This is a genomic window from Paraburkholderia sp. RL17-381-BIF-C (assembly GCF_046026435.1).
GTDB lineage: Bacteria > Pseudomonadota > Gammaproteobacteria > Burkholderiales > Burkholderiaceae > Paraburkholderia.
In genome coordinates, this window is record NZ_JARESX010000011.1 from 104,945 (window position 1) to 131,846 (window position 26,902).

27 protein-coding genes are annotated in these 26,902 nt (G+C 60.3%); 23 read left to right on the top strand and 4 right to left on the bottom strand.

From position 1 onward, the window contains the following. Positions 1 to 53 precede the first annotated feature (53 nt). The 5 genes from P0D70_RS10090 (at position 54) to P0D70_RS10110 (ending at position 3,698) form a co-directional block, all read left to right on the top strand. Positions 54 to 1,361 carry an MFS transporter gene (locus P0D70_RS10090; RefSeq protein ID WP_408184329.1) on the top strand — a complete coding sequence of 436 codons (1,308 nt, stop codon included), beginning with the start codon at positions 54 to 56 and terminating at the stop codon, positions 1,359 to 1,361. A gap of 7 nt (positions 1,362 to 1,368) precedes the next feature. Next, positions 1,369 to 2,799 carry an FAD-binding oxidoreductase gene (locus tag P0D70_RS10095; RefSeq protein WP_408184330.1) on the top strand — a complete coding sequence of 477 codons (1,431 nt, stop codon included), beginning with the start codon at positions 1,369 to 1,371 and terminating at the stop codon, positions 2,797 to 2,799. A gap of 162 nt (positions 2,800 to 2,961) precedes the next feature. Beyond that, positions 2,962 to 3,069, top strand: coding sequence for a hypothetical protein (locus P0D70_RS10100; RefSeq protein WP_408184354.1), 108 nt, complete (start codon positions 2,962 to 2,964; stop codon positions 3,067 to 3,069). A gap of 69 nt (positions 3,070 to 3,138) precedes the next feature. Then, positions 3,139 to 3,405 (top strand): IS66 family insertion sequence element accessory protein TnpB, encoded by a 267-nt coding sequence (gene tnpB / locus P0D70_RS10105; RefSeq protein WP_459252444.1) that lies wholly within the window; start codon positions 3,139 to 3,141, stop codon positions 3,403 to 3,405. Positions 3,406 to 3,515: 110 nt separating this feature from the next. Next, on the top strand, positions 3,516 to 3,698 hold the full coding sequence (locus tag P0D70_RS10110; protein ID WP_408184331.1) for a hypothetical protein: 183 nt from the start codon (positions 3,516 to 3,518) through the stop codon (positions 3,696 to 3,698). Positions 3,699 to 3,892: 194 nt separating this feature from the next. Here P0D70_RS10110 and P0D70_RS10115 read toward each other — a convergent pair whose 3' ends face one another. From P0D70_RS10115 to P0D70_RS10130, 4 genes are all read right to left on the bottom strand, one after another. Beyond that, complete coding sequence (locus P0D70_RS10115; protein ID WP_408184332.1) at positions 3,893 to 4,627, bottom strand: class I SAM-dependent methyltransferase; 735 nt, start codon at positions 4,625 to 4,627, stop codon at positions 3,893 to 3,895. A gap of 18 nt (positions 4,628 to 4,645) precedes the next feature. Beyond that, positions 4,646 to 5,695, bottom strand: a complete 1,050-nt coding sequence (locus P0D70_RS10120) for a glycosyltransferase (RefSeq protein WP_408184333.1) — start codon at positions 5,693 to 5,695, stop codon at positions 4,646 to 4,648. Positions 5,696 to 5,800: 105 nt separating this feature from the next. Next, the gene (locus P0D70_RS10125) at positions 5,801 to 7,084 is read right to left on the bottom strand and encodes a glycosyltransferase family 87 protein (RefSeq protein ID WP_408184334.1); all 1,284 of its coding nucleotides are present in this window, start codon (positions 7,082 to 7,084) and stop codon (positions 5,801 to 5,803) included. Beyond that, entirely contained in the window at positions 7,081 to 8,322 is a 1,242-nt protein-coding gene (locus P0D70_RS10130) for a glycosyltransferase family 87 protein (protein WP_408184335.1), read from the bottom strand. Before P0D70_RS10130 ends, P0D70_RS10125 begins: the two co-directional genes overlap by 4 nt. Before the next feature lie 742 nt (positions 8,323 to 9,064). Between P0D70_RS10130 and P0D70_RS10135 the strand changes: the two genes are divergently transcribed. The 18 genes from P0D70_RS10135 (at position 9,065) to P0D70_RS10220 (ending at position 25,820) form a co-directional block, all read left to right on the top strand. Beyond that, complete coding sequence (locus tag P0D70_RS10135; protein WP_408184336.1) at positions 9,065 to 9,304, top strand: hypothetical protein; 240 nt, start codon at positions 9,065 to 9,067, stop codon at positions 9,302 to 9,304. A 93-nt stretch (positions 9,305 to 9,397) separates the two neighbouring features. Continuing rightward, the gene (locus tag P0D70_RS10140; RefSeq protein ID WP_408184337.1) at positions 9,398 to 9,568 is read left to right on the top strand and encodes a Flp family type IVb pilin; all 171 of its coding nucleotides are present in this window, start codon (positions 9,398 to 9,400) and stop codon (positions 9,566 to 9,568) included. Positions 9,569 to 9,703: 135 nt separating this feature from the next. Beyond that, the gene (locus tag P0D70_RS10145) at positions 9,704 to 9,883 is read left to right on the top strand and encodes a Flp family type IVb pilin (RefSeq protein WP_408184356.1); all 180 of its coding nucleotides are present in this window, start codon (positions 9,704 to 9,706) and stop codon (positions 9,881 to 9,883) included. A 109-nt stretch (positions 9,884 to 9,992) separates the two neighbouring features. Continuing rightward, on the top strand, positions 9,993 to 10,178 hold the full coding sequence (locus P0D70_RS10150) for a Flp family type IVb pilin (protein ID WP_408184338.1): 186 nt from the start codon (positions 9,993 to 9,995) through the stop codon (positions 10,176 to 10,178). A gap of 28 nt (positions 10,179 to 10,206) precedes the next feature. After that, positions 10,207 to 10,743 (top strand): A24 family peptidase, encoded by a 537-nt coding sequence (locus tag P0D70_RS10155; protein WP_408184339.1) that lies wholly within the window; start codon positions 10,207 to 10,209, stop codon positions 10,741 to 10,743. Between the two features lie 90 nt (positions 10,744 to 10,833). Then, positions 10,834 to 12,231, top strand: a complete 1,398-nt coding sequence (locus tag P0D70_RS10160) for a DUF8689 domain-containing protein (protein WP_408184340.1) — start codon at positions 10,834 to 10,836, stop codon at positions 12,229 to 12,231. Positions 12,232 to 12,268: 37 nt separating this feature from the next. Then, entirely contained in the window at positions 12,269 to 13,105 is an 837-nt protein-coding gene (gene cpaB, locus P0D70_RS10165) for a Flp pilus assembly protein CpaB (RefSeq protein WP_408184341.1), read from the top strand. 104 nt (positions 13,106 to 13,209) lie between these two features. Then, positions 13,210 to 15,159, top strand: coding sequence for a type II and III secretion system protein family protein (locus P0D70_RS10170; RefSeq protein ID WP_408184342.1), 1,950 nt, complete (start codon positions 13,210 to 13,212; stop codon positions 15,157 to 15,159). A gap of 21 nt (positions 15,160 to 15,180) precedes the next feature. After that, positions 15,181 to 15,492: a hypothetical protein gene (locus P0D70_RS10175; protein ID WP_408184343.1), complete on the top strand. Its 312-nt coding sequence runs from the start codon at positions 15,181 to 15,183 to the stop codon at positions 15,490 to 15,492. 24 nt (positions 15,493 to 15,516) lie between these two features. Then, on the top strand, positions 15,517 to 16,770 hold the full coding sequence (locus tag P0D70_RS10180; RefSeq protein WP_408184344.1) for a pilus assembly protein TadG-related protein: 1,254 nt from the start codon (positions 15,517 to 15,519) through the stop codon (positions 16,768 to 16,770). 39 nt (positions 16,771 to 16,809) lie between these two features. After that, positions 16,810 to 17,319 (top strand): TadE/TadG family type IV pilus assembly protein, encoded by a 510-nt coding sequence (locus P0D70_RS10185; protein WP_408184357.1) that lies wholly within the window; start codon positions 16,810 to 16,812, stop codon positions 17,317 to 17,319. Continuing rightward, the gene (locus tag P0D70_RS10190; protein WP_408184345.1) at positions 17,316 to 17,780 is read left to right on the top strand and encodes a TadE/TadG family type IV pilus assembly protein; all 465 of its coding nucleotides are present in this window, start codon (positions 17,316 to 17,318) and stop codon (positions 17,778 to 17,780) included. The genes P0D70_RS10185 and P0D70_RS10190 overlap by 4 nt, the downstream gene beginning before the upstream one ends. A gap of 26 nt (positions 17,781 to 17,806) precedes the next feature. Then, entirely contained in the window at positions 17,807 to 19,015 is a 1,209-nt protein-coding gene (locus P0D70_RS10195; RefSeq protein ID WP_408184346.1) for a CpaE/TadZ family protein, read from the top strand. A 21-nt stretch (positions 19,016 to 19,036) separates the two neighbouring features. Then, on the top strand, positions 19,037 to 20,404 hold the full coding sequence (locus tag P0D70_RS10200) for a TadA family conjugal transfer-associated ATPase (RefSeq protein WP_408184347.1): 1,368 nt from the start codon (positions 19,037 to 19,039) through the stop codon (positions 20,402 to 20,404). 52 nt (positions 20,405 to 20,456) lie between these two features. Further along, a complete protein-coding gene (locus P0D70_RS10205) occupies positions 20,457 to 21,434 on the top strand; it encodes a type II secretion system F family protein (RefSeq protein ID WP_408184348.1) in 978 nt (325 codons plus the stop codon). A gap of 49 nt (positions 21,435 to 21,483) precedes the next feature. Further along, positions 21,484 to 22,446 (top strand): type II secretion system F family protein, encoded by a 963-nt coding sequence (locus P0D70_RS10210; protein ID WP_408184349.1) that lies wholly within the window; start codon positions 21,484 to 21,486, stop codon positions 22,444 to 22,446. Positions 22,447 to 22,733: 287 nt separating this feature from the next. Beyond that, a complete protein-coding gene (locus P0D70_RS10215; RefSeq protein WP_408184350.1) occupies positions 22,734 to 24,206 on the top strand; it encodes a sigma-54 dependent transcriptional regulator in 1,473 nt (490 codons plus the stop codon). Positions 24,207 to 24,656: 450 nt separating this feature from the next. Beyond that, complete coding sequence (locus tag P0D70_RS10220; RefSeq protein WP_408184351.1) at positions 24,657 to 25,820, top strand: DUF4382 domain-containing protein; 1,164 nt, start codon at positions 24,657 to 24,659, stop codon at positions 25,818 to 25,820. Positions 25,821 to 26,902: the final 1,082 nt, after the last annotated feature.

Here is a 26,902-nt window from a genome sequence, read left to right on the forward strand (position 1 = left end):
CGGCTCAATAGCCGTTGCAGCACACAAGACAAATGATCGACGGAGACAACGCGATGGCCTCAGCAGAACTGGCAGCGACGGCGCATGAGCCGACGCGCCAAACCCGATGGAAGACGGTCATTCTCGCGAGCCTCGGCGGCTCGCTGGAGATTTACGACTTCATCATCTACGGCGTATTTGCCCGTGAAATCGCGCGACAGTTCTTTCCGGCCGCGGACCCGATCGCCTCCTTGATCAGTACCTTCGGCGTGTTCGCGATTGGCTATGTGTCGCGGCCGCTCGGCGGCATCGTGCTCAGCAGTCTCGGCGACCGCTTCGGGCGGCGGCTGGTGTTTCTCGTTTCCGTGCTGGCGATGTCGGCTTCGACTATCGGCATCGGACTGATCCCCGGGTACACGTCGATCGGCGTGATGGCGCCCGCGCTCCTGATTCTGCTGCGCCTCGCGCAAGGTTTTTTCCTCGCGGGCGAATTGCCCTGTTCGATCACCTATGTGGTGGAGGAAATCCCGCAACGCGCGAGTCTCGTGAGCGGGCTCGTCATCTTCTGTCTGAACTCGGGTGTGCTGACGGCGACGCTGATCAGCCTCGCGCTACATGCGGGCTTGAGCGCTGAGGCCGTGCTGTCGTTCGGCTGGCGGATCGCATTTATTTTCGGCGGCGTGATCGGGCTCGTCTCGTACTGGTTGCGTACCTCGCTCGAGGAATCGACGGAATTTCAGCGCTTGCGCAGCCATAAGGTCAAGCGTCCGTTCCGGGTCGTGCTGACGGAGTATCCGAAGCAGGTGGCGGTGGGCGTCGGCGTGGCGGGTATCGTGAATGCGTCGAACAGTCTGCTGTTCGTGGTGTTGCCGTCGTATATGACCACGGTGCTTCATATCTCGCCGGGTCTGGCGAGCGCCGGCCAGAATGTCGGCATTGCGACGATGTCGGTGTCGCTGCTGTTCTTTGCCTGGATCGGCGATCGCGTGGCCTCGCGTCATTGGCATCGCATCGGCTCGATCCTCATGCTGCTCGGCAGTTATCCGTTCTACCGGCTGATCGCCGCCCATGAAATCGATCCGGTCTTCGCGTTCGTCGTGATCGGTTTTGTCGGCGGGCTGGTCAACGGTTCGTATGCCTATCTGCTCGCGGATCTGTTTCCGACCAACGTGCGCTTTAGCGGCATCGCGTTGTCACTCAATCTCGCTACGGTCATCTTCACGGGCATCACGCCGCTCGTTGTGACCCAGTTGTTGCACAAGACGGGTTCAGCGGCTGCCCCGGGGCTTTTTCTGACCGGTATTGCCGTGATTGCGTTGGCTGCCGGATTGGGCTTGAAACGCTTCGGCGGACAGATCGGCCGCGCCTCGGAAAAGCGTTGATCGATACATGACACAGCAGACAAACGATATGACGGACCTGCAACGGACACTCATCGAGCAACTGGGCGAACAGTGCGTGTCGCTCGACGCGGGCGTGCTGGATGCGCACGCCGGCGACTGGAGCGAAGCCGAAAAGCGACGCCCGGAACTGGTACTGATGCCGCGTACGCCGGACGAAGTGGCCAAGGCGCTCGGCGTACTCTCGAAGCTCCGCCAGAAGGTCGTCGTGCAAGGCGGCCTGACCGGTCTCGCGGGTGGCGCTACGCCACAAGCTGGCGAAGTGGCGGTCTCGCTCGCCAGAATGAATGCGATCCAAGAGTTTGACTGCATAGGCGGCACGATCACGGTTCAGGCGGGCATCGCGCTCGAGCAATTGCAAACGCACGTGGAAGCGCAGGGATGGTTTTTTCCGCTTGATCTGGGCGCGCGCGGCTCTTGCCAGATCGGCGGCAATGCGGCGACCAACGCAGGCGGCAATCGCGTCGTGCGCTTCGGCGTAATGCGCGATCTGATTCTCGGCATGGAAGTCGCGCTCGCGGACGGCACCGTTCTTTCGATGATGAACAAGGTCACCAAAAACACCACAGGCATCGATCTGAAGCAACTGTTCATCGGCTCCGAAGGCATTCTCGGCGTGATCACCCGGCTCGTGTTGAAACTCGAGCCGAAGCCCACCGTGTCGAATACCGCCTTGTGTGCGCTTGGTTCGTTCGATGCCGCGACACGGTTGCTGAAAGAGCTGCGGCGCCGTTTACCGGCGCTGTCGTCGTTCGAATTGATGTGGGACGATTACATGAGCGCCGCAATGGAGATCGGCGCACTCAAGGCGCCCTTCGCGAACCGCTCACCGGTATACGCGATTGTCGAAACGTTGGGCGCCTCGGAAGAAAGCGAGCGACGAGCGCTCGAAGAAGTCCTCGAATATGCGCTCGAAAGTGAAATCGTCGATGACGTGATCGTCGCGCAGTCCCTCGACCACTCCAGACAGCTATGGGCGTATCGGGAAACCATCGGCGAATTGCTGGGCCGCCTGGCACCGCATGCGGCGTTCGACGTGGGCTTGCCGCTCATTGCGATGGACCGCTTCGTCACAACGATGAGGGAAGCGCTGACGTCGCGTTTCCCGGATCAGACTCATCTGTTCTTCGGCCACCTCGGCGACGGCAACCTGCATCTACTGTCGGGTCCGTACGCTGAAGCTGGAGCAATGCAGGAGGTGGAGCGGCTGCTCTATGAGGGGGTGCGAGCCGCCGACGGATGTATTTCCGCCGAGCACGGCATTGGTGTAGTCAAGCAGGAGTTCCTCCATCTGAGCCGGTCTCCTGAGGAAGTCGACCTGATGCTCAAGCTGAAAGCCTTGCTTGATCCGTGCGGAATACTCAATGGCGGCCGGGTAGTCAGTGAACTCGTTTTTGGGTCAAGCGCCAGGAATATCTAGCGTCTGTTGTACTCCAGCAAACGGCCGTTCGGCCGCCATGCGTCGAAGGGCAGCTCCGGGTCGCGAGTACTCATTCACTCGCATCGGCATCTGACATTCAAGGCTACGGGGCGCCCGAATTACCCCCGGGAGCTTCGTGAGCGACTGGCAGCGACCGCTCGCGTGCCGGGCGTATCAATCGCAAAACTGGCTCGGCAGCATGGCATCGACGCGAACATGCTGTTCACCTGTCGGCACGATCGAGATCCGGATCGGTCGTGCGGTGGTTAAAGTGGACGGCCTGGTGGACGGCCTGGTTGACGCGGATATGCTGCGGATCGTGCTGGATAGTCTGCGCTCATGATCTCCCTACCGGCAGGCACGCGCATCTGGATCTCTGTGGGCGTCACTGATATGCGATGCGGGTTTCAGGGGTTCGCAGCGAAGGCGCAAACAGCGCTTGAGGAGAATCCGCTGGGCGGCTACGTCTACATCTTCCGCGGCCGTCGGGGCGATCTGGTAAAGATTCTCTGGGCCACGGAGGACGGAATCTGGCTGCTCGCGAAGCGGCTTGAGCGAGGCCGTTTTTTATATGGCCCAAGGCCGACGGTGGTAAGGTCCATCTGAGATCTGCGCAACTGTCGATTCTGCTTGAGGGTATCGACTGGCGACAGCCGCTTCGCACTTCCGCACTATCGATGTTGTAAACCGCGCGGCGGACTCGTCAACCATGGCGCATGTCGAACGGCGCCGATCTCCCTGACGATATCGAACTGCTGAAGGCCTTGCTGGTCGTGGCCCATAGTCTGCTTGCCGAGCGCGATGTCGAGATTGGGCGGTTCAAGGCGCAGATCGCGTCAGTCGAAATTAAATTCAGCTTCTGGTTTAATTCTGAAAAAATCGACCACCTTCTGGTTTAAGCGGACAAGCCGAGACAGATATCTAGCCGCAGATTACCGTTCGGCTTTTCCTTATTTTTTCCAGATTTCGCTTTATTCGACAGGTGATGACTAATAAAACCAACGTGCAATATCAGCACGACCGCCACGCCGACGATCCGCATACACCGAAGCCGAACGGTCTTATCAACCCAGCGCTGTTTTCCACGGGGATGTCACTTCGCCGTCAGCACGGCGAGCAGCGACACGCCGCACGGCAATGTACCCCGCGAAACCCAATGACGCTCTGCACTGAAAATCCGATAGAGGAGCATGTTTAGAGCCGCGGCTGGCGTGGCATCGCCGCTCGCCCGGTCGTGCTTGAGCAGACGATCGATCAAGCGCACGGCAATCGCCAGCGGAAGCAACAGCGCGTTGAAGTAAGTCATGCGTTCGATTCGATAGCCTGCTTCGTCGGCGCACGCGGCAAGGGCCGCTCGACTGTAGCGTCTATGGTGGTGAAGATAGACGTCGTGCGCGCCCCACAACCATTGGTATGCCGGCACTGTCACGACGATTTTTCCGCTCGGGGCCAGGGTTTCCCGCATACGCGCAAGCGCGCCGACGTCGTCAGCGATGTGCTCGAGGCAATCGAAGAAACAGATCAGGTCGAAAACTTCGCAGTCGAACGGCACATCGTCCGGGCAACGTCCCGCGCGAACATCGAAACGTGCTCCGGTGCTTTTTGCCGTCAGCATCCGCGCCGTCTCGTCCATCTCCAATCCGCTCACGCTGCCGAACTCGGCCAGCATTTCGAGGTTACCGCCTGTGCCCGAACCGATTTCGAGCACACGGGCGCTCGACGGCAACGCAAGTCGGTTCAACACCGAACGCACCACATCGCGCCGACCGCGGAACCACCAATGTTCGGCCTCGGTCTCGGCCATCTGAAGATAAGCATCAGGGGACATGATTCATACCTCCACAAATCAACGTCCAGCGAAGCGCACGCGCTTACGCGAGGATTCGAGCCGTAATGTGTTCGTCACGCGTGAACTGTTGCGCCCGACAGGCAGCGTGCTGACCTTGCTATTTTCCTGATAGCGGCGGCGCACGAGATAGACTGGCCGCCCTTTTGTCTCGTAGTAGATTCGGCCGATGTATTCGCCGACCACGCCGATTCCCACCAACTCGATACCGCCCAGGAACAGCATCACGGAAAGCAGTGACGCGTAGCCCGGCACTGGGTTGCCGAGCCAAAGCGTGCGCCCGATGATGAAGCCGCCATACACAAAAGCCACCGTGGCGATCGCAAGCCCAATATAGCTCCAACTCCGCAGCGGCACGGTGCTGAAACTCGTAATGCCCTCGAGCGCAAAATTCCACAGGCGCCATCCGGAGAACTTCGAATGACCAGCGCTGCGTGGTTCGCGCTGGTACTCGACGATCACTGTCCGATAGCCGACCCAAGCAAAGAGTCCCTTCATGAAGCGCCGCCGCTCCGGCAGGTTTCGCAATGCGTTGACGACCTGGCGGTCCATCAAGCGAAAATCACCGACGTTTTCCGGAAGCTTCACTTCCGATAGGGCATTGTGAACACGATAGTAGATCGCGGCGGCGGTACGTTTCGCGAAAGTGTCGCACGCCCGATTGGTCCGTTTGGCAGCGACAACTTCCGCCCCCTCCCTCCAATGTTCGATCATGACGGGAATCAAGCTCGGCGGATCCTGCAGATCCGCGTCGATCGGGATCACCGCATCGCCCCACGCCTCGTCGATCCCGGCCGTCAGCGCCGCCTCCTTACCGAAGTTTCGCGTCAAATCGATCACACGGATGCGCGTATCGCGCGCGCTGGCAGCGATCAACTTATCGAGCGTGCCGTCGCTGCTGCCGTCGTTGACGCAGACTATTTCGAACCGCGTCGACGCGATCCCCTCGAGCACCGGAACGATTTCGCTAAAGAATTGACCGACCGCCTCGCCTTCGTTGTAGAACGGCACTACTACTGAAATCAGCTGCATATTATTTTGTTCAAACATGATTGCCTCCCCGTAAATCCGATTTGATGTCATGAGCCGGTCCGGGCCTTCAACGCATATCGCGCACGTTGACTACCGCCGTTTCCTTCTCTTTTTTAACGGCCGTCACTCGACCCCATAACGCTGGAAGACCGGGGCCGCGCGTCCTTCCAGCACGATGCGCCGCACCAACAGTCCGAGCGTTGTCAGCGAGATCCACGGCAAGAACTGGAAGAGCCCGCAGGCAACGATCAACATGCCCCCAAGCGGGGCGACCCAGAGCACGGCCAGCCATTCCCGCTCACCTCGCTCCCAACCCGCGACCAGCGCATGCCGGCAATACCACGCGATCAAGACACCGAACCATGCGAGGTCGTAGTCGTAGAGATAGGGGCTCACGAGCAGGCTTGCACAGATCAACGTTGCCGCGCGCAGTGAATACGCGCATTCCCGGCTCCAGGCGTAACAGACGGCAGCTGCGGCGAGCAATGCGCACGCGCCTTGCGCTGCGTAGGCGAGCACAGCCGGCGCATGGACCAATGTAGCGAACGCGAATACAGTCGGCACGCGTGCCAGCGTGGCGTGCGCTGACTCGATGCTGTAAGTGGCAATTCCGGTGTTATGCAGGAATGCGGTTAGGGTATCCGCGCCGAACGCAAGCAAAGCCAACGCAAGTGTGGTCCCGGCCGTCAGCAAGAAAGCGGCGAGCGCGCGCCACGAACGCGAGCACAGTAACGCCAGCGGAAACAGCAGGACCAGTTGTGGCTTCATGCAGAGCAGGCCCAGACAGACCCCTGCAGCAACCGGCCGGGTGCGCAACCACACAAGGCCAGACCCAGCAAGCGCTGCTGTCAGCAAACCGTTCTGCCCGACGCTGATGACGAAAAGCGCACCAGGAAAGAACAGCACCGGCAGCATGGCGTGCCGGTCCGGCACGATGGCCCGGATCACCTTTACGAAGAGCACATATGCGCCACCGAGCCATAACACCGCGGCTGCCTTATACGGAAGCAGCGCGAGCGGAACGATCAGCAGCAGCGTGTTTGGCGGATACAGCCACGGCAGGATGCCGTTGACGGTGCCCAGGTACGGCACCGTGCGGATCTCGATGACAGACAGCGCCTGAATGTTGTACGCGTCGACTGCGTGCCCGTGCAATGCAAGAACTGCTGCACTCCAGAACGGCAGGAAATCAACGACGAATGGACTGATGCCGCTCACCTCATTCTGCCGGCTCAGCCGGATCAGATAGATTGCGATGAACAACGCATAGCATCCAAATACGATAATCGGGTATAGCCGCAGACGGTTGGCGTTGAGCCAATGCGGACGCCTCGCCGGCCCCGCTGCGTGCAATGGAGGAAACGGCCGGCATTTGCGCGACGCGCGGCGCAACACGTTCATGTTCATGCCGCCTCCTGCTTATCGAGCCGCACACGCTGAACGATAGTAAGCAAAACGATCAACAGGACTAGCGGCCCGACTTGCGGCAGCTGCATCAGCCGATTGACGTACTCGTATAGCGGCAGCAGCCACGCCAGCACCAGAATGACCTGCTCGCCACGCCGCCAGCCCTTTTCCAGACCACATACCGCAAGGCAGGCAAGCGCCACGCCGAGCCAGGTCAATTCGTAGAACCATAGATAGGGGTTGGCAAGCATTGTCGCCACGGCCAACGCGGCGGCTCGCAGACGCAGATCGTCTGTGAGTTTCCACACATAACATGCGGCCACCGCCGCAATCAGTGCGACGCCGCCTTGCGCGACATAAGCCATGGTGACCGACGCGTCAGCGAGGCGTAACGCGGCGAACGGGGTCGGAGAAGCAAACCAGTACTGCATGCGGCTCTCGAGCACCATCTCCCGCGCGAAGCTCGTGCTGGCTGCGAACGCGTGGAGCGATTGAGTGCCACACACCAGCACACTGAGTGCTCCAAACGCCGCTGCGCTGATCGCCGCTACCCACATGGTTCTCCACGCACGCGCAGCGATCAGCACCACTGGAAACAGCACCGCCAATTGCGGTTTGATCGCCAGCAAGCCGATGCAGATACCGGCCAGTACGGGCTTTTTCTCGGCCCAGCGAACAGCGAAGGCCATCAGCGCAGCGGTCAATAGCGCATTCTGTCCAATGACGGCTGCGACATAGACACCCGGGTATGCCAGCACGACGAGCATCGCAATCCACGGGCGGCGAAAGTGCGCGGAAATACCGCTGACAGCTAGCGTGCCTGTAGCGAACAACCAGGCGCTGACGCACACGAACAATAAATAGCAAAAGGTGTAAGGCAGAAGAGCAAGCGGTGTGACGAGCAGCAATAGCGTTGGCGGATAAAGCCACGGCAGAAAGCCATGATTCACATACGCACCAAAAAGCGCTGATTCTGCCCGTGCAAAAGTAGGGTAATCGTAGACCGCCGCCGGTGAGCCGTTCAACATCATGTGCGACGCGGTCCAGAACACCGAGAAGTCGACGCCCGGCCGGGTGACATCGGTTGCCATGAAACCGCTGCTGGACCAACCCCATGCCGCCAGTACGATGATGTTCATCACCAGCATCGCGCAGCTGTACAGCAGCACGCGTTCACGTGTCAGCCAACTATGGATGCGACGTTCGGCGCCGAACGCTCCCCGATCTGAAAAGTACATGATCCCCGCCTCGCACGAAAGCCGGATATTTTTTTTCATCCGGTCTATCTGATTTTTTTGTTTCTATTCCTAAGCGAACGAATGGTTCATCGCACGCTTGTGGTCGGATTCATTGTTGTAGGAAATACGTTGACTTTCAAGCCATCGTTTTCCTCACAGGCAGCGGCACCCGTCAAAAACGCGCGCCACGGGTCAAATTCGACACGTTTTTTCCTGCCCTGGATGTGACGCGTTTCAACTTTGAAACGATTTGGACTCAGAGGACTATGGAAATGCCGCCGATTTCGTCGACGCAAGCGTTCGCACCGGACTAGGGTAAGTCCCAAGACATTTACCGCTGCGCAAGGAACGGCGGGCCTCTGCGGGATTTTTTACCGGACCGATTTCCTCCGGAAATTGTTGCAGATTAGAGCCAACCTGTGCGCCAAGGACGAGAGCGAACCATGATGAAACTGGCCTCACGCCCGTATTTCCTCGCGTTTTGAGAAGCTGGCCCGGTGCTTGCAAAGGAAAGAGCGCGGAAGTCGACGACGTGACGACCGTTGCGATTCAGGCAGCAGGTGCAAGGGAGATCCTGAAAAACGCAACTGGAGTCAGCCACGGGGAAGTTTCTTCACATACGCAGCTGCAACTATCAAGACAGCGCGGATGGCAGGAGAACAGATGGTGGTCGCCGACTAACTAGCGGGCTCCGGCTTAGGCCGGAAGCCAATAACGAGCAATAGAAGTCGAGGACCAAGACATGAAGATCAATCAAATAAAACGACAGGATTGCCGTCGCTACGGCGACACCGGTCTCACGTTCCCTGCAGCACCCACGTCGTTCATTCGCCGCGCGCATCATCGCGCCGCCAACGATATTCACGGACCCTATGCCTGGCGTCTCGCCAGACATACGCTCCGCAATCTGTTCACTCGCAGCAGCTCTTCCGGCCAGATCGGCTCGCACGCATCAGTGTGCGCTCCGGCGTGGTCGATCTAGACTCTGCACCCTTCTTTTTCGCAGTGCCCGTAGTACCTTCCATCAGCCAATTCAGGCCGATGGCTTTTAATTAGCTATCCAAAGGAGTTGACCATGCAACATATCATCGACCATGCAAAGCGTTTCGTTCGTGACGAAGACGGCGTAACCGCCATCGAATACGGACTGATCGCAGCCCTGATCGCCGTCGTGATCATCGGCGCCGTAACGACCGTCGGCAACAAGCTGAATTCGGTCTTTACGACGATTGGGAATGATCTGTAAGCCATGCGCCGACGGACGATGTCGATGCATTGATTCGTCCGTCTCCGCCGGGCCTTCCATTCTGACAGCGCTCTACAACCTACACAGGAGAGGGCAATGAATGCGATGAGAGAAGGGGCACGACTCGTTACGCTGATGCAGTCCTTCCGGATTGACGCAGCCCGCATCAAACGTTTCGTGTCGGACGAACAAGGTGTGACGGCCATCGAGTACGGCCTTATCGCCTCGCTGATTGCGGTGGTGATCATCGGTGCCGTAACGCTAGTCGGGACAGATCTGAACGCGGTGTTCACCACGATCGGAAACGACCTGTAGAGACGGGATTTGACGGGTGAGCGGATTTCCGTCTCTCCCGTCTTCCCGGGAATCGCTGGGTGTTCCACCGTCGAGCGAATCCGACGACGAACCAATTCGGGAGATAGCCATGTACGCATGGAGAGCCATTGCAAGGCAATTGCTGCGGGATGACGGCGGCGTCACTTCGATCGAATACGCACTGATCGGGTCGCTCATTGCAGTGACGATCCTCGGCGCGATCGCCACGCTTGGCAGCTCCTTGGGCAATCTCTATCAGCGCATTGCGACCAAAGTCGCGACGGCGCTTGGATAAACGCAGACGAACCGAATCGAGACTCGCCATGTTTCTGCCCCCACAACCCATTCCGGCATGCGTGATCGCCCTGGCTATCGTAACGGCCAGCACGGATCTCACATGCCGTCGGATTCCGAACCGCATCATCGCAATTGGCCTCGCCGCTGCATTTCTCGTGCAGGTCTGGTTGAACGGTCCGCTTGCCGGTAGTGCGCACTGGTTAGCGGGTGCCCTGACCGGTTTCGCGGTGTTGCTCCCCTTCTATCTGCTACGGGGCATGGCGGCCGGCGACGTGAAACTGCTCCTGACGATCGGCGCCTGGGTCGGGCCGGCGATGACCGTCCGTATCGCCTTGGCAACATTCGTTGTTGGTGGGATCTGGTCGCTATGCGTCACCCTGCGTCGCGGTCGTACAAGGCAACTGTTCGTGAATCTCTGGTGCATTGTAAGCAGCGCGTGGCGCCCCGGACGACAGATGGCCGGGAATCCTCAGTACCAGCAGATCGAATCGGTTGGATCACTGCCCTACGGTGTCGCCATTGCCGCTGGCACATTAGGTGTGTTGTTCGCATCGGCTGCATAGCCGAGGAAATCCGGGGTTGCCGCCAGCATGGACAGCCAGAACTTTACAGCCTGTGATGCCGGTCGCAAACCGGTCCAGGAGAACAGAGCGATGAACCAGCAGAACATTGAAGGCGGGAGTGTCGCACAGGTTACGCACCTCCCCGATCCTGCGCCGTCGTACAGCCGTCATGCGGAGGAATCCACCGTGTCGCTGCGTGCTCCGCGCACGCTCACAGAGACCGGACTGCCACAGGAGTTCGTGGCGCGGCTCGTACTCAAGTCCGTCCTGCTGCACGGCAAGTCGAGTTTCGCGGATCTCGCCGAGCGGCACAAGCTGTCGGTGGGCGTACTGGACGACGTGCTGGCATTTCTCGTGCGCGAACATCTGGTCGAGATCACCCACCGTGGTGCCAATGACATCGACGTGCAGCTTCGCCTCACGGACAGTGGCCGCAACCTCGCACAAGACGAAATGACACGCTGCAGATATTGCGGCCCTGCTCCCGTCGCGTTCGACGGCTATGCAGCAAGCGTGCGCGAACATTCGATTCGTCGGGTCCGCATCACGCAAGGCGATGTAAGTTCGGCCTTTCGCGACGTGGTCATCGATTACGCGCTGCTCGACGCAGCGGCGACATCGCTCAATGCTGGGCGCCCCCTGATGCTGCACGGCCTCGCGGGCAGCGGCAAGACCTTCCTCGCCGAGCGTCTCGGACTGCTGCTGCGCGGCAATGTGCCGATTCCCTACGCGCTCTACGTCGGCGGCGAAATCGTGCAGCTTTACGACCCACTCGTGCATCGCGATGCGCCCGAGCAAAGTCAGACGCAGGTGGCGGACCGGCGCTGGCGCATGTGCCGCCGCCCGGTAGTGATCTCAGGCGGCGAACTGACGCTCGAAGCGCTCGACCTGCGCCATGACGCCACGGCCGGCTTCTACCAGGCGCCGCCGCACATGAAAGCAAACATGGGGCTGTATATCGTCGATGATCTTGGGCGCCAGCGCATCGCGCCTCACGACCTGCTCAACCGTTGGTTGATGCCGCTCGATCGGGGCGTCGATCAGTACACGCTGCAATCCGGCTCGCGCTTCATTGCCCCTTTCGACGTATGGCCGGTGTTCTCCACCAATTTCGCTCCGACACAATTCGACGAAGCATTCCTGCGTCGTCTCGGCTCGAAGCTGTACGTCGGCCCCTTATCGGTCGATGACTATCGCGCCGTCTTCAACGCGCGTTGCGCTGCCCTCAAGCTCACTGCAGTGCAGACCTCATTCGACTACCTGCTGCACAACCTGCATCTGCCGAGCGGCAAACCGTTCCTGGCCTGCTATCCAGGCGATCTGCTCAGTCTGGTCTCCGCCACGGTGCACTACCGCGGCGCGGCGCGGGAAGTGACGGGGGAAGGACTGCGCGAAGCATGGCACAGCTATTTCGGCACCGCGATGGACCACGACAGTACTTACCCACCTATGACCGACCGGCCGGGCCAGCAGTTGGCAGTCGGTTGACCGGCAAGTATCCAATGACCTACGCAGGAGTATCACCATGAAAAACAGTCGCGCTTTAGTCATGTTGGCCGTCGCCATGGTGGCCGGTCTGGCCGCCGTAGTCTTTGCTTCTCGATGGCTGATACAAACCTCGTCGAACGCGGTTACGCCCATCGCGGTCGCGGCGGGCGACGTCAGTCTCGGCGAGCCGCTCAATGCAAATCTGATTCGCACCGTCAACTGGCCGACGGGAAGTGTGCCGCCTGGCGCGTTCACGGATCCGAAAGCGCTCGAGGGCCGTGTGGTGCGTGCGAGTCTCGGTCGCGGCGAACCCGTGATCGAGTCGAAGCTCGCGCCGATCGGCACCAAGGGCGGCCTCTCCGCCGTCATCGGTGAAGGCAACCGCGCCATCACGGTCCGCGTCAACGATGTGGTCGGCGTAGCGGGCTTCGCCCTGCCGGGCAACTACGTCGACGTCATCGTGAATACCCAGGAGCCGGGCAAGAGCGACGCTCAGCAAAGCATCTCGAAGATCGTGCTGGAAAAGATCCTCGTGCTCGCCGTGGCCCAGCAGGTCAATCGCGACGACACGGCGCCAAAGGTCGTCAACGCGGTCACGCTTGAAGTCTCGCCTGACCAGGCAGAAAAACTCGACCTGGCGCGCAGCGTCGGCACGTTGTCGCTGGTGCTGCGCAACCAGGTTGACAAGGCGACGCTACCGACCGGCGGCGCCACGAAGATCACGCTGCTAGGCACGCCGGTAGCCGCACCAGCCTCGGCACCCGCAGCTTTGCCCGCGCGGCCGGCGCGCGTGCACTACGCCGCACGACCAGCGGCGAAGCGAGATTGCGTCGGCGTGCTCTCGGGTGCGTTGGGCAGTGTGGAATGTTTCTAGGGCGGACGCGGCGGCATCTGCGAAGTCGAGCCGCCGCAGTTGACTCAACCAAGGCAAATAACTGAAGTCTCGATCGACCGAAGTCGAGAAACGGGGGCAGGAAAATGAAAACGAAACTGAGGTTCTCAACCGGTGGTGCGATGCGTAGCCGTTCGCTGAGCGGCGTCGTTCTCACCTCGGCGTTGTGCACCGGATTGCTCGTTGCACAAAGTGGCACGGCGCAGGAGGCGGTCGAGGGCCCTGCGCTCGAGAAGGCCCGACCGAATACGCCGCTGCCGGCAGGCCGTGCGCCAATACCGATGATGGTCAGCATGGCGCCCATGCCGGCTGGCGGGGCAGCCGGCGCATCCGTGCCGCTGCGCGGCCCGAACTGCAGTGGCGAGGTTCACGAAGAAACCAGCGTGGTCGTGCCGGTCGGGAAGTCGACACTCCTGCCTCTCGCAGAACCGGCACGCAACCGTACGCTCGGCAACCCCACGATCGTGCAAGCCACGCTGGTGTCGCCACGCACACTCTACCTTGTCGGCATGGCTGTCGGCACGACCAACATGATCGTTCAGGGACGCAGCGGCGGATGTCAGATTATCAACGTGATTGTCAACATCGACGCCAACGGCTTGCAGCAATCGCTTGGGCAGTTGTTGCCCGACGAGCGTGGCATCCGTGTATCGACCGCTGCGGGCAACCTGGTTCTCGGGGGGCACGTGTCGAGCTCGCCGTCGGCGCAACAGGCGCTTGAGATCGCGAAGGCGTTTGCGAGCGCACAGCCGACCCAGCAATCGCAGAACGGGTCCGGCACCCTTGGCAACGGGACCAACGTGAACCAGCAGAGTTCGAGCACCAGCAAGCCGGCCGAGGTGATCAACATGATGACGGTGGACGCGCCGCAACAGGTGATGCTCGAAGTCAAGGTCGCCGAAGTGTCGAAAACGCTCATCAACCAATTGGGCTCGGCGCTCAACATTCAGGGCGGCTTCGGCTCATGGAGCGGCGTGCTCGTGAGTAACCTGCTGGCCGGCGTATCGAGCCTCATTTCGGGCAGCAAGGCGAACAACCGCCCATTGAGCTTTGCCATCGATGCGCAGAAGACGGACGACCTCGTCAAGATCCTTGCCGAACCGAACCTCGTCGCCATCAGCGGCCAGGAGGCCACGTTCCTCGCAGGCGGGAAAATCTTCATTCCGGTGCCGCAAAGCAGCAGCACGGGGGCGACGACCATCACTTTGCAGGAAGAAGAGTTCGGTGTGGGCCTGAAGTTCACGCCGACCGTGCTCGCCAACGGCCGAATCAGCCTGAAGGTCGCACCTGAAGTATCCGAGCTGTCGCCGACCGGCATCACGCTCAGCGCGACCAACGTCAGCGGTGTGTCGATTCTGCCGCTCATCACGACGCGCCGTGCTTCCACGATGGTCCAGATGAGCGACGGCGAGTCGTTTGCGATCGGCGGCCTGATGAAGAGCAATGTGACAGGCGCGCTGAAAGCCATTCCCGGCATCGGCGAAGTGCCCGTGCTCGGCGCTCTGGCGCGCAGCACGTCATTCCAGCAGGACCTCACGGAACTCGTGTTCATCATCACGCCGCATCTCGTCAAGCCGCTGCAGACTGCCGACCTGCCACTGCCGACTGACAGCTTCTCGCAGCCGAACGAGGCTGACGTCTACGCAACCGGCAACATGGAAGGGCGTCACCCGAAAATGCGTACCGCGCCTGCCGGCACTCCTCCGGCCGCTTCACCCATGCCAGCCCCGGCTTCGGTGAACCCACCGGCGCCGTTGCCCTCGCCCGCACCGGCGCCGCAACCGCCAACCGGACCCGTCGCAACGGCGTCGCCGCAGTCCAGCGCGCAAGCGGCAGCGCTCGGCGCCGACCGGCCGCGCCTCATGCCGGATGCCACGGCCGGGACTACGGGCCCGGCGGACACACCGCCATCCGCGGAGACCGGAAAAACGGCCCGCGCCACCCGCATCGAAAGCGCCGCGGCAGGGATCGCCTCCCGCAAGGGTCGGCAAGACGTCGCGAACGCGGACGCTTCCAATCACGCGATCGAACATTGATGTGATGCCAAGGGGAATCTCATGAAACACGAACACTTTGCTTTCGCACGCTGGGCCACGCTCATCGTGCCGGTCTGCGCAGCGCTGGGCGGTTGCATGTCCAGCACACCGATCTGGGACGCGCATTTTGGCGAGGCACTCAAATCCGTCACTCAGGCGCAGATCATCGATCCGCACGCGGCTCAACATGCGCAGTCGGCTCAGGGTCTGGACGGCAAATCCGCCGCAGCGGCAATGGGCAACTACGACAAGTCATTTCAACAACCCGCACCCTCGCCGAACGCGTTTGTCATCGGCGTCGGAAGCGGGGGCGGCGGGGCCAGCGGTCAATAAGAACAATATGCACCGGGGGGCAACATGCGTAGCGTCAATCAATCTGGCAGGTGCGGTGCAGCTCGTCGAGGCGAGCGCGGCGCAGTGTCCATCATCGTCGCGTTGTCGCTCGTGGCGCTGATCGGCTTCGTCGGCCTTGCACTCGATCTCGGCAAGCTGTATGTGACCCGAAGCGAGTTGCAGAACAGCGCCGATGCCTGTGCGCTGGCCGCCGCACGCGATCTCACCGGTGCAACAGTCAATCTGTCTGTCTCCGAGGCGGCCGGCATGACTGCCGGCCATCTCAACTACGCGCTGTTCCAGAGCGGCGCCGTGCAGATGACAACAGACAGCAGCGTGCTGTTCAGCGATTCGCTGAACAATCCGTTCCTGCCCAAGAGCTCCGTCGCCACGCCGGCAAACATCAAGTACGCAAAATGCACGACAGCCAAAGCCAATATCGCAAACTGGTTCATACAGGTGCTTGGCGCGTTCAGCGGCACGAGCATAGCGAATGCCACCGTTTCCGCCACGGCCGTCGCAACTGTCGGCGCCGCGCAAACCACCTGCGCGATTCCGGCGTTCATCTGTAAGGCAGGAACCGAAACCACGCCACCGACAGCAGGCGAAACGTATACGGTCGGCCAGTGGATCGCGTCAAAAACCGGTGCGTCGCCGGCGTTCGGCCCTGGCAACTTTGGATGGGCCGCCCTCGACGGCAGCAATAGCGCCAATTCCATCAAGAATGAATTAACCGGGAATTATTGCGCTCTGCCCGCTGCCGGCGCGAACATCGGCTCGGCAGGCAACATGGTCGCCGACTCGGGCGCCTGGAACACACGCTTCGGGATCTACGGCACCTCGTACAAGGGGCCAGCCGACGGCGCACCCGACTTCACCGGATATGCGTACACCGCAACGTCGTGGCCCACGCTGAAGGACGCATACAGCAACTTCGTCAGCAAACGTCAAACGTTTCAGCCTTACCAGGGCGACACGCTCTCCGGCTCCAACACCAAAGGTACATACAGCGCGAGCAACTACCCGCTCGGTGCCGACCGGCGTCTCGCGCTTGCGCCCGAACTGGACTGCGGGGTGCTGGCAAGCAGCCACCAGGCTCCGGTCATTTCCTGGGACTGTGTGCTGATGCTTGACCCGATGGACTCCGGTGGCAACCCGGGCCCGGTCCATCTGGAGTACCGCGGTTCGTCGTCGGCGCCGGGAAGCCCGTGTGCGACGCAGGGTGTTCCTGGTTCCGGCAGCTCGGTCGGGCCGCAAGTACCAGTGTTGCTTCAATAGGGGACTGTCATGACCAAACGCTCCAGCCGTCCAGCTCGCATGCGCGGTGTCGCCGCAGTGGAATTCGCCATCGTGCTGATACCGCTCGTGACGCTCGTCGCCGGCGTGGCCGAATTTGGCCACGCAATTTACCAGTACGAAGCGCTCACAAAGGCCACCCGCAATGCTGCTCGCTATCTGTCGACTTACCTGCCGTCCGATAGCGCCTACCCGCTCGCACAGGCGCAGTGCCTCGCCGTCTACGGCAGTACGACCTGCGCGGCGCCGGGCAGCGGCGCGGAGCTCGTAGCAGGCTTGACGACCGCGATGGTGGTCGTGTGCGACAGTGCTCACACGACCAATTGCGCCGATGCCTCGGACCCCGCGCAGTTCACCAACGTCCCGACGTACGACAACGACAACGGAACCGGTCCTTCGAACGCAGCCGGCAGCATCAACCTCGTCGAGGTCAAGATCAAGGGGTATCCGTACTCACCGATCCTGACCTACTTCAATCTGTCGCAACTGACGTTCGGCAACATCGTCACCGTGATGAGGCAAGTGTCATGAATCCGAGCCCTCTTTCCCGGTCACCGCGACTGCGCGCACAACGCGGCGCGGCCGTGGTGGAATTCGCGCTGGTGGCAGGCATCTTGTGCACCTTACTGATCGGCATTTGCGAAATGGGCCGCGTGCTCTTTTACTGGAACACGGCGAGTGAAGCGGTCCGCCTCGGCGCACGTACCGCCACGGTTTGCGACGCCAATGCCGCGGTGATCAAAAGCAGGATAACAAGCCTGCTGCCTCTGCTCGCCGCATCCAATGTGGCCGTCACGTATACACCGTCCGGTTGCGATTCCGACGCCACCACGGCACGCAGCACGTGCACGTTGGTCACCGTCAGCGTCACCAACGTCAGCGTGAAAACCATGATTCCGTTCGTGCCCCTCACGCTAAAGATGCCACCGCTCACGACCACCCTGCCGCGCGAAAGTCTCGCAACGTCGACGGGCGGCGCCGTCTGTCAATAACACAACACACCCAGGCAGCCACGACCATGATCAATATTCTCATTGCTTCGGAAGACGCCACGCGATTGGCCAAAATCGTGAATCTGATCGGTGAATGCGGCAACTATCGCACGACCCGCGTGGCCGGGAGACCATCCTCGCTCGTTGAACGCGGCGACAGTCTGGACGCCTTCGACGTGCTGATCGTCGATGCAGTGTCACTCGAAACCGCCGAGCTTCCGGTCGTCGGCAAGCTGTGCAATCGACGCTCCCAGGTCACATCCATCCTGCTGATTCCAGATGCGTCGCCGCAGACGCTGATCGAAGCCATGCGGGCCGGTTTTCGCGACGTGCTCGGTTGGCCGCTCAACAAGGCTTCGCTCTGTGAGGCGCTGTCGCGCATCGAGAGTCAACTGGCATTGACTGGCACACATGAAACGCAAATCGTCTCATTCCTGTCCTGCAAGGGCGGAGCGGGCACCAGCTTCATCGCCAGCAATGTGGCTCATGCGATCGCCGATAGCCAGCAAAAACGCGTGCTGCTGATCGACCTCAACCAGCTTTACGGAGATGCCGCCTTTCTGGTCACCGACGAAAGACCACCGTCGACGTTGCCGCAGGTGTGCGCGCAGGTGGAGCGGATGGACGCGGCCTTCTTCGATGCCTGCCTCGTGCACGTGAGCGACACCTTTCATATCCTCGCCGGCGCGGGCGATCCGATCAAGGCATCGGAGATCAAGGAAGAAAGGCTCGAATGGATTCTGGGCGTCGCCGTTCCGCGCTACGACATGGTGATCTTCGATCTCGGACAATCGATCAATCCGCTCTCCATCGTAGCGCTTGACCGCAGCAATCAGATCCATCTCGTCTTGCAGGCGAGCATGCCGCATGTACGTGCAGGCCGCCGTCTCCAGGAGATTCTGGCGTCGCTCGCGTATCCGCCTGACCGTACGCGGCTGCTTCTTAACCGGTACACGCGCCATCAGGAACGCGCACGGACCGCGCTCGAGGAGGTTCTCGGCATGCGTCCCTATCAGATCATCCCGGAAGACGCCGACACCGTGTCGGAATCAGTCAATCACGGCGTGCCGGTAGCGAAGCTGAGCCACAACAGCGCGGTGTCACGCAGTCTGCTTGCGCTCGCGAACAACATCGTCAGCCTTTCAGCGGGATCCGAAGAGGCGCGCGTCAAGGCTGAGCCGCTGCTCAGCCGCTTCTTCGGACGCAGCCCGGCACCGAAGCTCAAGGCTATGTAACAGACACCATAGGAGACCATCATGTCGCTGCGTGAACAGATTTCCGCTCAACGCGTGCAGCCGTTCGGCGAACGCGAAAACGGGCAGCACTCGCCAAACCACATGGCACGGACCGCTTATCAGACGCTGAAACGCGAAATACATCAGTGCGTGCTCGAGCGAGTCGAACTGGAACGCCTGGCGCGAATGCCGCCTGAGCAGGTCCGTCACGAAATCGGTGCGCTCATTACGCGCATTCTCGAAGAAGAAAAGGCGCCGGCCAACGATCTCGAACGGCGGCAGCTGGTGATCGACGTCTACGACGAGATGTTCGGGTTCGGTCCTCTGGAAAGCCTGCTGCGCGACCCGACGATATCCGACATTCTCGTCAACACGTACAAACACACCTACGTCGAACGAAAAGGCCGACTCGAACTGACCGACGTGAAGTTCTACGACGACGCACACCTGATGAAGGTGATCGAGAAGATCGTGTCGCGCGTGGGACGCCGGATCGATGAATCGAGCCCGATGGTCGACGCACGGCTTCCAGATGGCTCACGGGTAAATGCAATCATTCCGCCCTCCGCGGTGGACGGACCGCTGCTTTCAATCCGGCGGTTTGCGGTCAATCCGCTGCAAATCTCCGACCTCATCGAATTGCAGAGCCTCACACCGCCGATGGCGGAGGTGCTCGATGCACTGGCGCGCGCGAAGGTGAACATTCTGGTGTCGGGGGGAACCGGCAGCGGCAAGACGACGCTGCTCAACGTCCTGTCGGGCTTCATTCCGGACAATGAGCGCATTGTGACGATCGAAGACGCGGCGGAACTGCAAATGCGGCAACAGCACGTGCTGCGGCTCGAAACGCGGCCACCGAATATCGAAGGGCGTGGCGAGATCACGCAGCGCACGCTGGTGCGCAATGCCCTGCGGATGCGACCAGATCGCATCATCCTCGGGGAGGTGCGCGGAGCCGAGGCGCTCGACATGCTCAACGCGATGAACACCGGTCACGAAGGATCGCTTGCCACCATTCACGCGAACACCCCGCGCGATGCGCTGACACGCCTCGAAAACATGATCAACCTCGGGGGCCTGTCGCTGCCGACCAAAACCATGCGCCAGCAGGTTTCATCGGCCATCTCCGTTGTGGTTCAGGCAGCGCGGTTGACCGACGGCCGACGCAAGATCGTGAGCATCCAGGAGATCACCGGCATGGAGGGAGACATCGTCAACATGCAGGAAATCTTCACGTTCAAGCGAACCGGTGTCGATGAGAACGGTATCGTGCGTGGGCGGTTTTGCGCAACCGGCGTACGTCCAAAGTTCGCCGAACGCTTGCAGGCATTCGGCGTCGCGTTGCCCGACCAGACCTACGACCCGGGGCGGCACTTTGAAACCACGTGATCCGGCTGAACCGATCCGCTCTTTTTGAATCGCGCGGTCTAAGGAGACCTGCATGAACCCGATCTTCTACGCATTCGCCGTCTTCCTGTTCCTCGCAGTCGTTCTCGCACTCGAGGGCGGGTACCAGTGGTGGAACAATCGTCACGGCCCTGCAGCCCGCCGAATCGAATCACGTATTCGCGCATTGTCCGCTGGAGGTCAGGTCCACAAGGAACGTTTGACGATCCTGAAGCAGCGCATGTTGAGCGAGTCGGAACTGCTCGACAAGCTGCTGATGCAAATGCCTCGCATCCAGACGCTCGACCTGTGGATTCAGCAAAGCGGACTGAAGTGGTCGATTGCGCGGTTGATCGGTACGACCTTCGCTTTGCCTGCAACCGTACTCGCTCTGGCCACATTCACGCCCGTACCGACAATGTTCGCGGTACTCGCGGCCCTGTGCACATCGGTACTGCCGTTTCTCCATGTGAGCCGTCGGCGCAGCAAGCGGCTGCGTCAACTTGAACGCCAGTTGCCCGATGTCGCTGACATGATTAGCCGCGCGCTACGCGCCGGACATGCGTTCTCCAGCGCCATCGGCATGGTCGGCTCTGAGTTCGCCGAGCCGATGGGTGCTGAATTCCGCATCACGTTCGACGAAATCAACTATGGCGTCTCACTGAACGAGGCCTTGATGAACCTCGCTACACGCGTACCGATCCGCGATCTGCGTTACTTCGTGATCGCGGTCCTCATTCAGCGGGAGACGGGTGGCAATCTGGCGGAAATACTGGACGGCATTGCAATGCTGATCCGCGAACGGCTGAAGCTGTTCGACAAGATCCGCGTGCTGTCGGCCGAAGGCAAGTTGTCGGCGTGGATACTTGGCCTGCTTCCGTTCGCCACCGCGGGCTTCATGATGGTCCTGAACCCGACTTTCCTCGACGTACTGTGGCAGGACCCGGCCGGCATCAAAATCATAGAGGCTGTGGTGTTCTCCATGTTTTTCGGCGTGCTGTGGATGCGGCGCATCGTGAAAATTCGCGTCTGATAGAGCTTCTCACATGCTCGCCGCGGAACAGAATATTTAGGAGTTGTTCATGCAAACGCTCGACTCGATGCATATGTTGTTGCTGGCCGGCCTTTTCGCGCTGGTGTTCGGCGCGGTATTCGCGGCAATGCTGCTGTTCTCTCCGCGCGATATGCGTCGGCGGATCGAACAGGCAGGAGGAGCCAACCTGCCCATATCAGAACAAGGCAACATGCCAACTGGGTCAGCATGGCTCGAAAAGCTCGCTGAGATCTCACAGCCGATTTCGAAACTATCGGTCCCCGTTGAGGGCTGGGAAAACTCGGCGCTGCGCGTGCAAATGATGAACGCAGGTTGGCGCACGCAGGGGGCCGCAGCACTCTACTTCGCCGCGAAAACCGTGCTTGCGCTCGCGTTGCCGCTGATTGCGCTTGCGTGGCTCGCCAGTACGCCACTCGCGGCGCAGAAGTACATGTCGATGGCCCTGCTCGCCCTGCTCGGCGCGATCGGCTATTACCTGCCGAATTTCGTGCTGACGCGTCGCATCGCATGGCGAAAGCGTGCAATTTTTGAAGATTTTCCCGACGCGCTCGACCTCCTCACAGTCTGTGTCGAAGCGGGTCTCGGCCTCGACGCGGCGCTAGTGAAAGTGGCGGGAGAAATCGAACTGCGAAGCCCAGTGGTCGCAAGCGAACTCCAACTGATGCTACTGGAAATGCGCTCCGGGTTTACCAAGGAGAAAGCGCTACGCAACCTTTCTCTGCGCACCGGCGTGGAGGATGTCGACGCCTTTTGCGCAATGCTGGTTCAAGCCGAACGTTTCGGCACCAGCATCGGCTCTTCGTTGCGCGTACTTTCTGACACCCTGCGCACACGCCGCCGGATGCGTGCCGAAGAGCAGGCCTCGAAGATCGCGTTGAAGCTCCTCTTCCCACTCATTTTCTGCATCTTTCCTGCCCTTCTTACTGTCCTGCTGGGTCCGGCGTTTATTCACATCTACAGGATTCTGCTCCCCACGTTGAGCGGGGGCTAGCACGTGATCAAACGGCCTAGACAGCAAGGGACACACGAGACGGCATGACGCGCGTCGGACATCGGCGATGTGCATCGAATCTGACTTCCCAGGTATAAGTACGCATTTACCCATCAGCAAGTCGGGACGTTATTCCTGTACATGATCTTTGACCACGACGCTGGAGCAACAGTATCAAGACTATTTTCTTTGGCGTTCACAGCGAGTAGCATCGACATACCAAACGTCGTTGCGCTGTCGATTGTCAGGCGGGCAATGAAAAAAGAAAGTAGGACAGGGGGAGTGTCATGGCAAATTCACCCGACCATTTTCGAACGAGTTCCTGCGTGAGTGCCGACTCGGCGCAGTGCGCCCCCCCACTCCAGCCGGACACCCAGCGCCGGGTGATCTGCGTCGCTCGCGCACCCGACGAAGCGCTGATCGAAGAAATACGTTCAGTCGGCTGGGAAGTCGTCCTGGCGAAAACCGCCGCCGGAGCCGAGGCTGCGACGAAGAAATGTGGCGTAGCCGCGGGCCTGATAGATTTCGACGGTTTTACGCCGCGCGACTTTCCTACCCTGAAGGCATGTCTGAGCCAGACTACGATCGGCTGGGTGGCAATCACTGCTGAGGGCAAATCGGCAAGCAAGGCGGTTCGCGAACTGATTCGCAACTTCTGTTTCGACTACGTTACGCTGCCGCTGCCGGCCGAGTGGATTTCGCATGCGCTTGGCCACGCGCGAGGGATGGCGGCACTGGACTACGTCGATACGGCCACCGGCGCCCTGGTCACGGACGACAATACGATGGTGGGCACCTGCGAAGCAATGCAACAGCTGTTCAGCACCATCCGCAAGGTCGCAAACACGAACGCCAGCGTGTTTATCTCCGGCCAATCAGGTACCGGAAAGGAACTCACCGCCCTCGCGATTCACAGGTGCTCACCGCGCCGAAAAGCGCCTTTCGTTGCGATAAATTGCGGCGCGATTCCACATCATCTTTTGCAATCTGAACTTTTCGGCTATGAACGTGGCGCATTCACTGGCGCGCACGAACGCAGGATCGGCCGCATCGAATCGGCGAACGGGGGCACCCTGTTTCTCGATGAAATTGGCGACACGCCGCTTGAGACCCAAGCCGGCCTGCTGCGCTTTCTACAGGAAGGAAAAATCCAACGGCTCGGTGGCAACGAGTCGATTCCCGTCGACATACGCATCATTTCAGCGACCCACGTCGACCTCGAGGCCGCCATACTCGCAGGGCGTTTCCGCGCCGACCTGTTCCATCGCCTGTGCGTGCTGCGCGTTGACGAACCACCGCTGAGCGCGCGCGGTAAGGATATCGAAGTCCTGGCGTACTACGTCCTGCAGAAGTACAAAGCCGACAGCACCCACAAGATTCACGGCTTCACGCCGTCGGCCATAGACGCAATGCACAAGTACCACTGGCCGGGGAACGTGCGCGAGCTGATTAATCGCGTGCGCCGTGGGCTAGTCATGGCTGAAGGCAGGCTGCTGACAGCCCGAGATCTCGATCTCGACCTCGAATCGCAGACGGCCGGAAGAACAGCGACGCTCGATTGTATACGTGAACAAGCCGAGCGCAGTGTCATTGAAACCGCTTTGCTGCGACACGATTACCGGCTGGGAGAAACAGCGACGGCCCTCGGCATTTCGCGTGGCACGCTGTATCGGCGAATGGTCGCTTACGGAATGCACGTCGCGGAAGATACGGATTCAGACAATACGGGTGCGGAATTGGATGGGGATGTGCCCATCTGAATGGCAACCTTCCGATTTCACGCGGCCAGCATACCCGTGATGATCAGCGACGCGAGAAGTACGCGAAATTTCTTCATGTCTTATCTCCTGTCAGATCCGCGGCTTACCGGCTTGGGGAAGCACTGAAACGGGCAATCGGGAATCGCCGCATCTCCTATTCAGCTAATCAGAGCCATTAGCGAGTACTGACTGCTGCCCGAGGGTGAATTTATTCGAGATCCGGGCCTCGCGTTCTCCCTGATGCGGCAGCAGGCTGTCGAGCGAGCGCAATTGCGCATTGGCCAGGCACTGCGGATGCACGCTGCATCACATGCAAATTGGCGCCCAAGGTTTCTCCCGGCACGCCAGCAGTTTGCCAAACATTCTGGTTACTGATCGTTGCAATTTATTCGATTCACTTACAGGGCGTTTCCGTATTCTTCAGCTCACAACAATGAAGGAGGATTCCCCATGAAAACGATACTCAGAACGCTGACGTGCATGCTGGCGTTTCCACTCGCGCTTGCCGCATGTGGAGGCGGAGGTGGCGATGGCGGCAGCACGGCCACTGGCACGCTCCATGTCCAGATGACAGACTCCCCGTCATGCGGCTTCGATCATGTCTATGTGACGGTCAGCAAGGTTCGCGTCAACACGAACGCGCAGGCCGGTGACGCTGACGGCGGCTGGACTGACGTGGCGTTGGCGAGTCCGCAGAAGATCGATCTGCTGTCGTTGACCAACGGCGTGCTGGCCGACCTCGGACAAACCGCGTTGCCCTCTGGCCAGTATCAACAGGTTCGTCTGGTGCTCGCGCAGAATCAGGGCAACGCATTGGCGAATTCGATTGTTCCAACGGGTGGCAGCGAGCAGCCGCTTGACACGCCAAGCGCCACGCAAAGCGGCTACAAGATCATCCGGCCGTTCACGGTCCAGCCCAACACACTGGTCGATCTCGTACTCGACTTCAACGCGTGCAAATCGATCGTCCAGAAAGGTAACGGCTCGTACAGTCTGAAGCCGGTCGTGACAGCGACGCCGACGGTCGTGAGCGGCACGATCTCTGGCTATGTCGCGCCAAGCGAAGCCGGAGCCGCTGTCTATGCGGAGCAGAACGGCCACGTCATCAAGGGCACCGTTGCCGACAGCAACGGACAGTTCGTCCTGACGCCGCTCGAGCAGAGTTCCACCAACGGCAACTATGATGTCGTCATCGTGCAGAATAACGTTGCGACGGGTATCGTGCGCTCGGTGCCGGTCGTTGTGAATACATCGACAGTCGTGGCCACGTCGTCGGCACCGATCGTGCTGCCGCCCTCCGCGATGCACGTCGCAAGCGGGACAGTTCTGCCGGTCAGTGCGCAGGCCATCGTACGAGCGCTGCAATCGATCAGCGGTCTAAATTATGAAATCACGACCGCGAACGCCAACCTGGATACCGGCAACTACGCGCTGAACCTGCCCGCCGCCGCGCCAGTTACTGGCACCTATACGGGAAACCTGCCGGTTGCGCTTTCCGCTGGGAGTGCCGCCGGACAGTACACCGCGGAAGCCGATAGCGTGAGCGGGGCGACCCAATCGTCCGCAGTCAATGTATCGACAGCCGATCAGGCCAACGTCAACTTCAGTTTCTGACGATCATTACGTGATGAAGGAAGGGCGAATGCCCTTCCTCGAGGAACCCCATGAAAAAAATCTTCTGTCTCCTGATAACGAGTGCCGCCCTGTTGGGCGGCTGTGCGCTCTATGTGCCTGATTCGCCGGGCGTGGTCGTCGTGCCGCAGGGTGGGCCCCAAGGCGGTCCGGGCAACGGCTTCTGCCCACCTGGACAAGCTAAAAAGGGGAATTGCTGACGAGACGACTGATGGGCCAACGGGGCGCTCGCAGGACGCTGGACCCTTGTAACCAACTGTAAGTGGCGCAATCTCGTGCCGACGGATCAGGGCTCGATTTCTCGGCCGACTCCTTGCATTGGCCTCTTCATCGGCTACCATAAATGTAGCCTGCATTAATACTTTTCGAATGAAGACAATACTCCATTTAAAGCAAATTAATCAGAATAAATGTCATGGCGTTCCGAATCCTACAGCTCACCAATAGCCGGCCTTGGCGGTGCTTATGCTCGACTCATCTGCGCTATCGCCCCGCCGTTGGCCGGGAGCTGGCCTTCTTCTAACCTTCGTTGCCGTCGGCGCGCTCGCGAAGCCTGCTTGTCCAGACTGGGTCGTCACCCCGGCAGGGAGCGCGTTTAATTTAGCGGCGCTCATTTCGGACAACGGATCTCCCGGTGCGGCACTCGAGAAGGTGCGCAACGCCATTGCGCGTGTCAATAATGGCGGCGGATGCCAATCAATCGCCGACCCGGCTGCTTGCGAAGAAACGATTGCGCTTGCCAACAAAGCCGTAGCAGCTTTGGAGGCATGCGGGACACCCAACGCTCCTTCCAAGCCCGCTCCGAGAGCGCGACACTTTATGGAGACAGAAAATTAACCTGGCTCGTAGAAAAGACCTTCACCGACCAGATTAAGACGCGCGACTCAAATGCTGGTTGCGAGGTCTCGGATGATCCTTGGACTGCACGATCCGCCGCTAAGATTGCGCTTGAGCGAACGGCGCACGTGCCGCGTCGATGAAACAGGCTTCGATAAAATCCCCCGTTGGGGCGGCGCCACCACCGATGCTCCCAGCGCCGCACCGCAACGCGTGGTTCATAGATG

Coding starts and splice junctions, on each gene's coding strand:
- P0D70_RS10180 (WP_408184344.1), top strand. CDS start 15,517: ATGCGTAGCGTCAATCAATCTGGCAGGTGCGGTGCAGCTCGTCGAGGC.
- cpaB (WP_408184341.1), top strand. CDS start 12,269: ATGAAAAACAGTCGCGCTTTAGTCATGTTGGCCGTCGCCATGGTGGCC.
- P0D70_RS10205 (WP_408184348.1), top strand. CDS start 20,457: ATGAACCCGATCTTCTACGCATTCGCCGTCTTCCTGTTCCTCGCAGTC.
- P0D70_RS10155 (WP_408184339.1), top strand. CDS start 10,207: ATGTTTCTGCCCCCACAACCCATTCCGGCATGCGTGATCGCCCTGGCT.
- P0D70_RS10130 (WP_408184335.1), bottom strand. CDS start 8,322: ATGTACTTTTCAGATCGGGGAGCGTTCGGCGCCGAACGTCGCATCCAT.
- P0D70_RS10200 (WP_408184347.1), top strand. CDS start 19,037: ATGTCGCTGCGTGAACAGATTTCCGCTCAACGCGTGCAGCCGTTCGGC.
- P0D70_RS10220 (WP_408184351.1), top strand. CDS start 24,657: ATGAAAACGATACTCAGAACGCTGACGTGCATGCTGGCGTTTCCACTC.
- P0D70_RS10140 (WP_408184337.1), top strand. CDS start 9,398: ATGCAACATATCATCGACCATGCAAAGCGTTTCGTTCGTGACGAAGAC.
- P0D70_RS10090 (WP_408184329.1), top strand. CDS start 54: ATGGCCTCAGCAGAACTGGCAGCGACGGCGCATGAGCCGACGCGCCAA.
- tnpB (WP_459252444.1), top strand. CDS start 3,139: ATGATCTCCCTACCGGCAGGCACGCGCATCTGGATCTCTGTGGGCGTC.
- P0D70_RS10115 (WP_408184332.1), bottom strand. CDS start 4,627: ATGTCCCCTGATGCTTATCTTCAGATGGCCGAGACCGAGGCCGAACAT.
- P0D70_RS10160 (WP_408184340.1), top strand. CDS start 10,834: ATGAACCAGCAGAACATTGAAGGCGGGAGTGTCGCACAGGTTACGCAC.
- P0D70_RS10120 (WP_408184333.1), bottom strand. CDS start 5,695: ATGTTTGAACAAAATAATATGCAGCTGATTTCAGTAGTAGTGCCGTTC.
- P0D70_RS10190 (WP_408184345.1), top strand. CDS start 17,316: ATGAATCCGAGCCCTCTTTCCCGGTCACCGCGACTGCGCGCACAACGC.
- P0D70_RS10095 (WP_408184330.1), top strand. CDS start 1,369: ATGACACAGCAGACAAACGATATGACGGACCTGCAACGGACACTCATC.
- P0D70_RS10170 (WP_408184342.1), top strand. CDS start 13,210: ATGAAAACGAAACTGAGGTTCTCAACCGGTGGTGCGATGCGTAGCCGT.
- P0D70_RS10125 (WP_408184334.1), bottom strand. CDS start 7,084: ATGAACATGAACGTGTTGCGCCGCGCGTCGCGCAAATGCCGGCCGTTT.
- P0D70_RS10195 (WP_408184346.1), top strand. CDS start 17,807: ATGATCAATATTCTCATTGCTTCGGAAGACGCCACGCGATTGGCCAAA.
- P0D70_RS10135 (WP_408184336.1), top strand. CDS start 9,065: ATGAAGATCAATCAAATAAAACGACAGGATTGCCGTCGCTACGGCGAC.
- P0D70_RS10210 (WP_408184349.1), top strand. CDS start 21,484: ATGCAAACGCTCGACTCGATGCATATGTTGTTGCTGGCCGGCCTTTTC.
- P0D70_RS10175 (WP_408184343.1), top strand. CDS start 15,181: ATGAAACACGAACACTTTGCTTTCGCACGCTGGGCCACGCTCATCGTG.
- P0D70_RS10110 (WP_408184331.1), top strand. CDS start 3,516: ATGTCGAACGGCGCCGATCTCCCTGACGATATCGAACTGCTGAAGGCC.
- P0D70_RS10215 (WP_408184350.1), top strand. CDS start 22,734: ATGGCAAATTCACCCGACCATTTTCGAACGAGTTCCTGCGTGAGTGCC.
- P0D70_RS10185 (WP_408184357.1), top strand. CDS start 16,810: ATGCGCGGTGTCGCCGCAGTGGAATTCGCCATCGTGCTGATACCGCTC.
- P0D70_RS10150 (WP_408184338.1), top strand. CDS start 9,993: ATGTACGCATGGAGAGCCATTGCAAGGCAATTGCTGCGGGATGACGGC.
- P0D70_RS10145 (WP_408184356.1), top strand. CDS start 9,704: ATGCAGTCCTTCCGGATTGACGCAGCCCGCATCAAACGTTTCGTGTCG.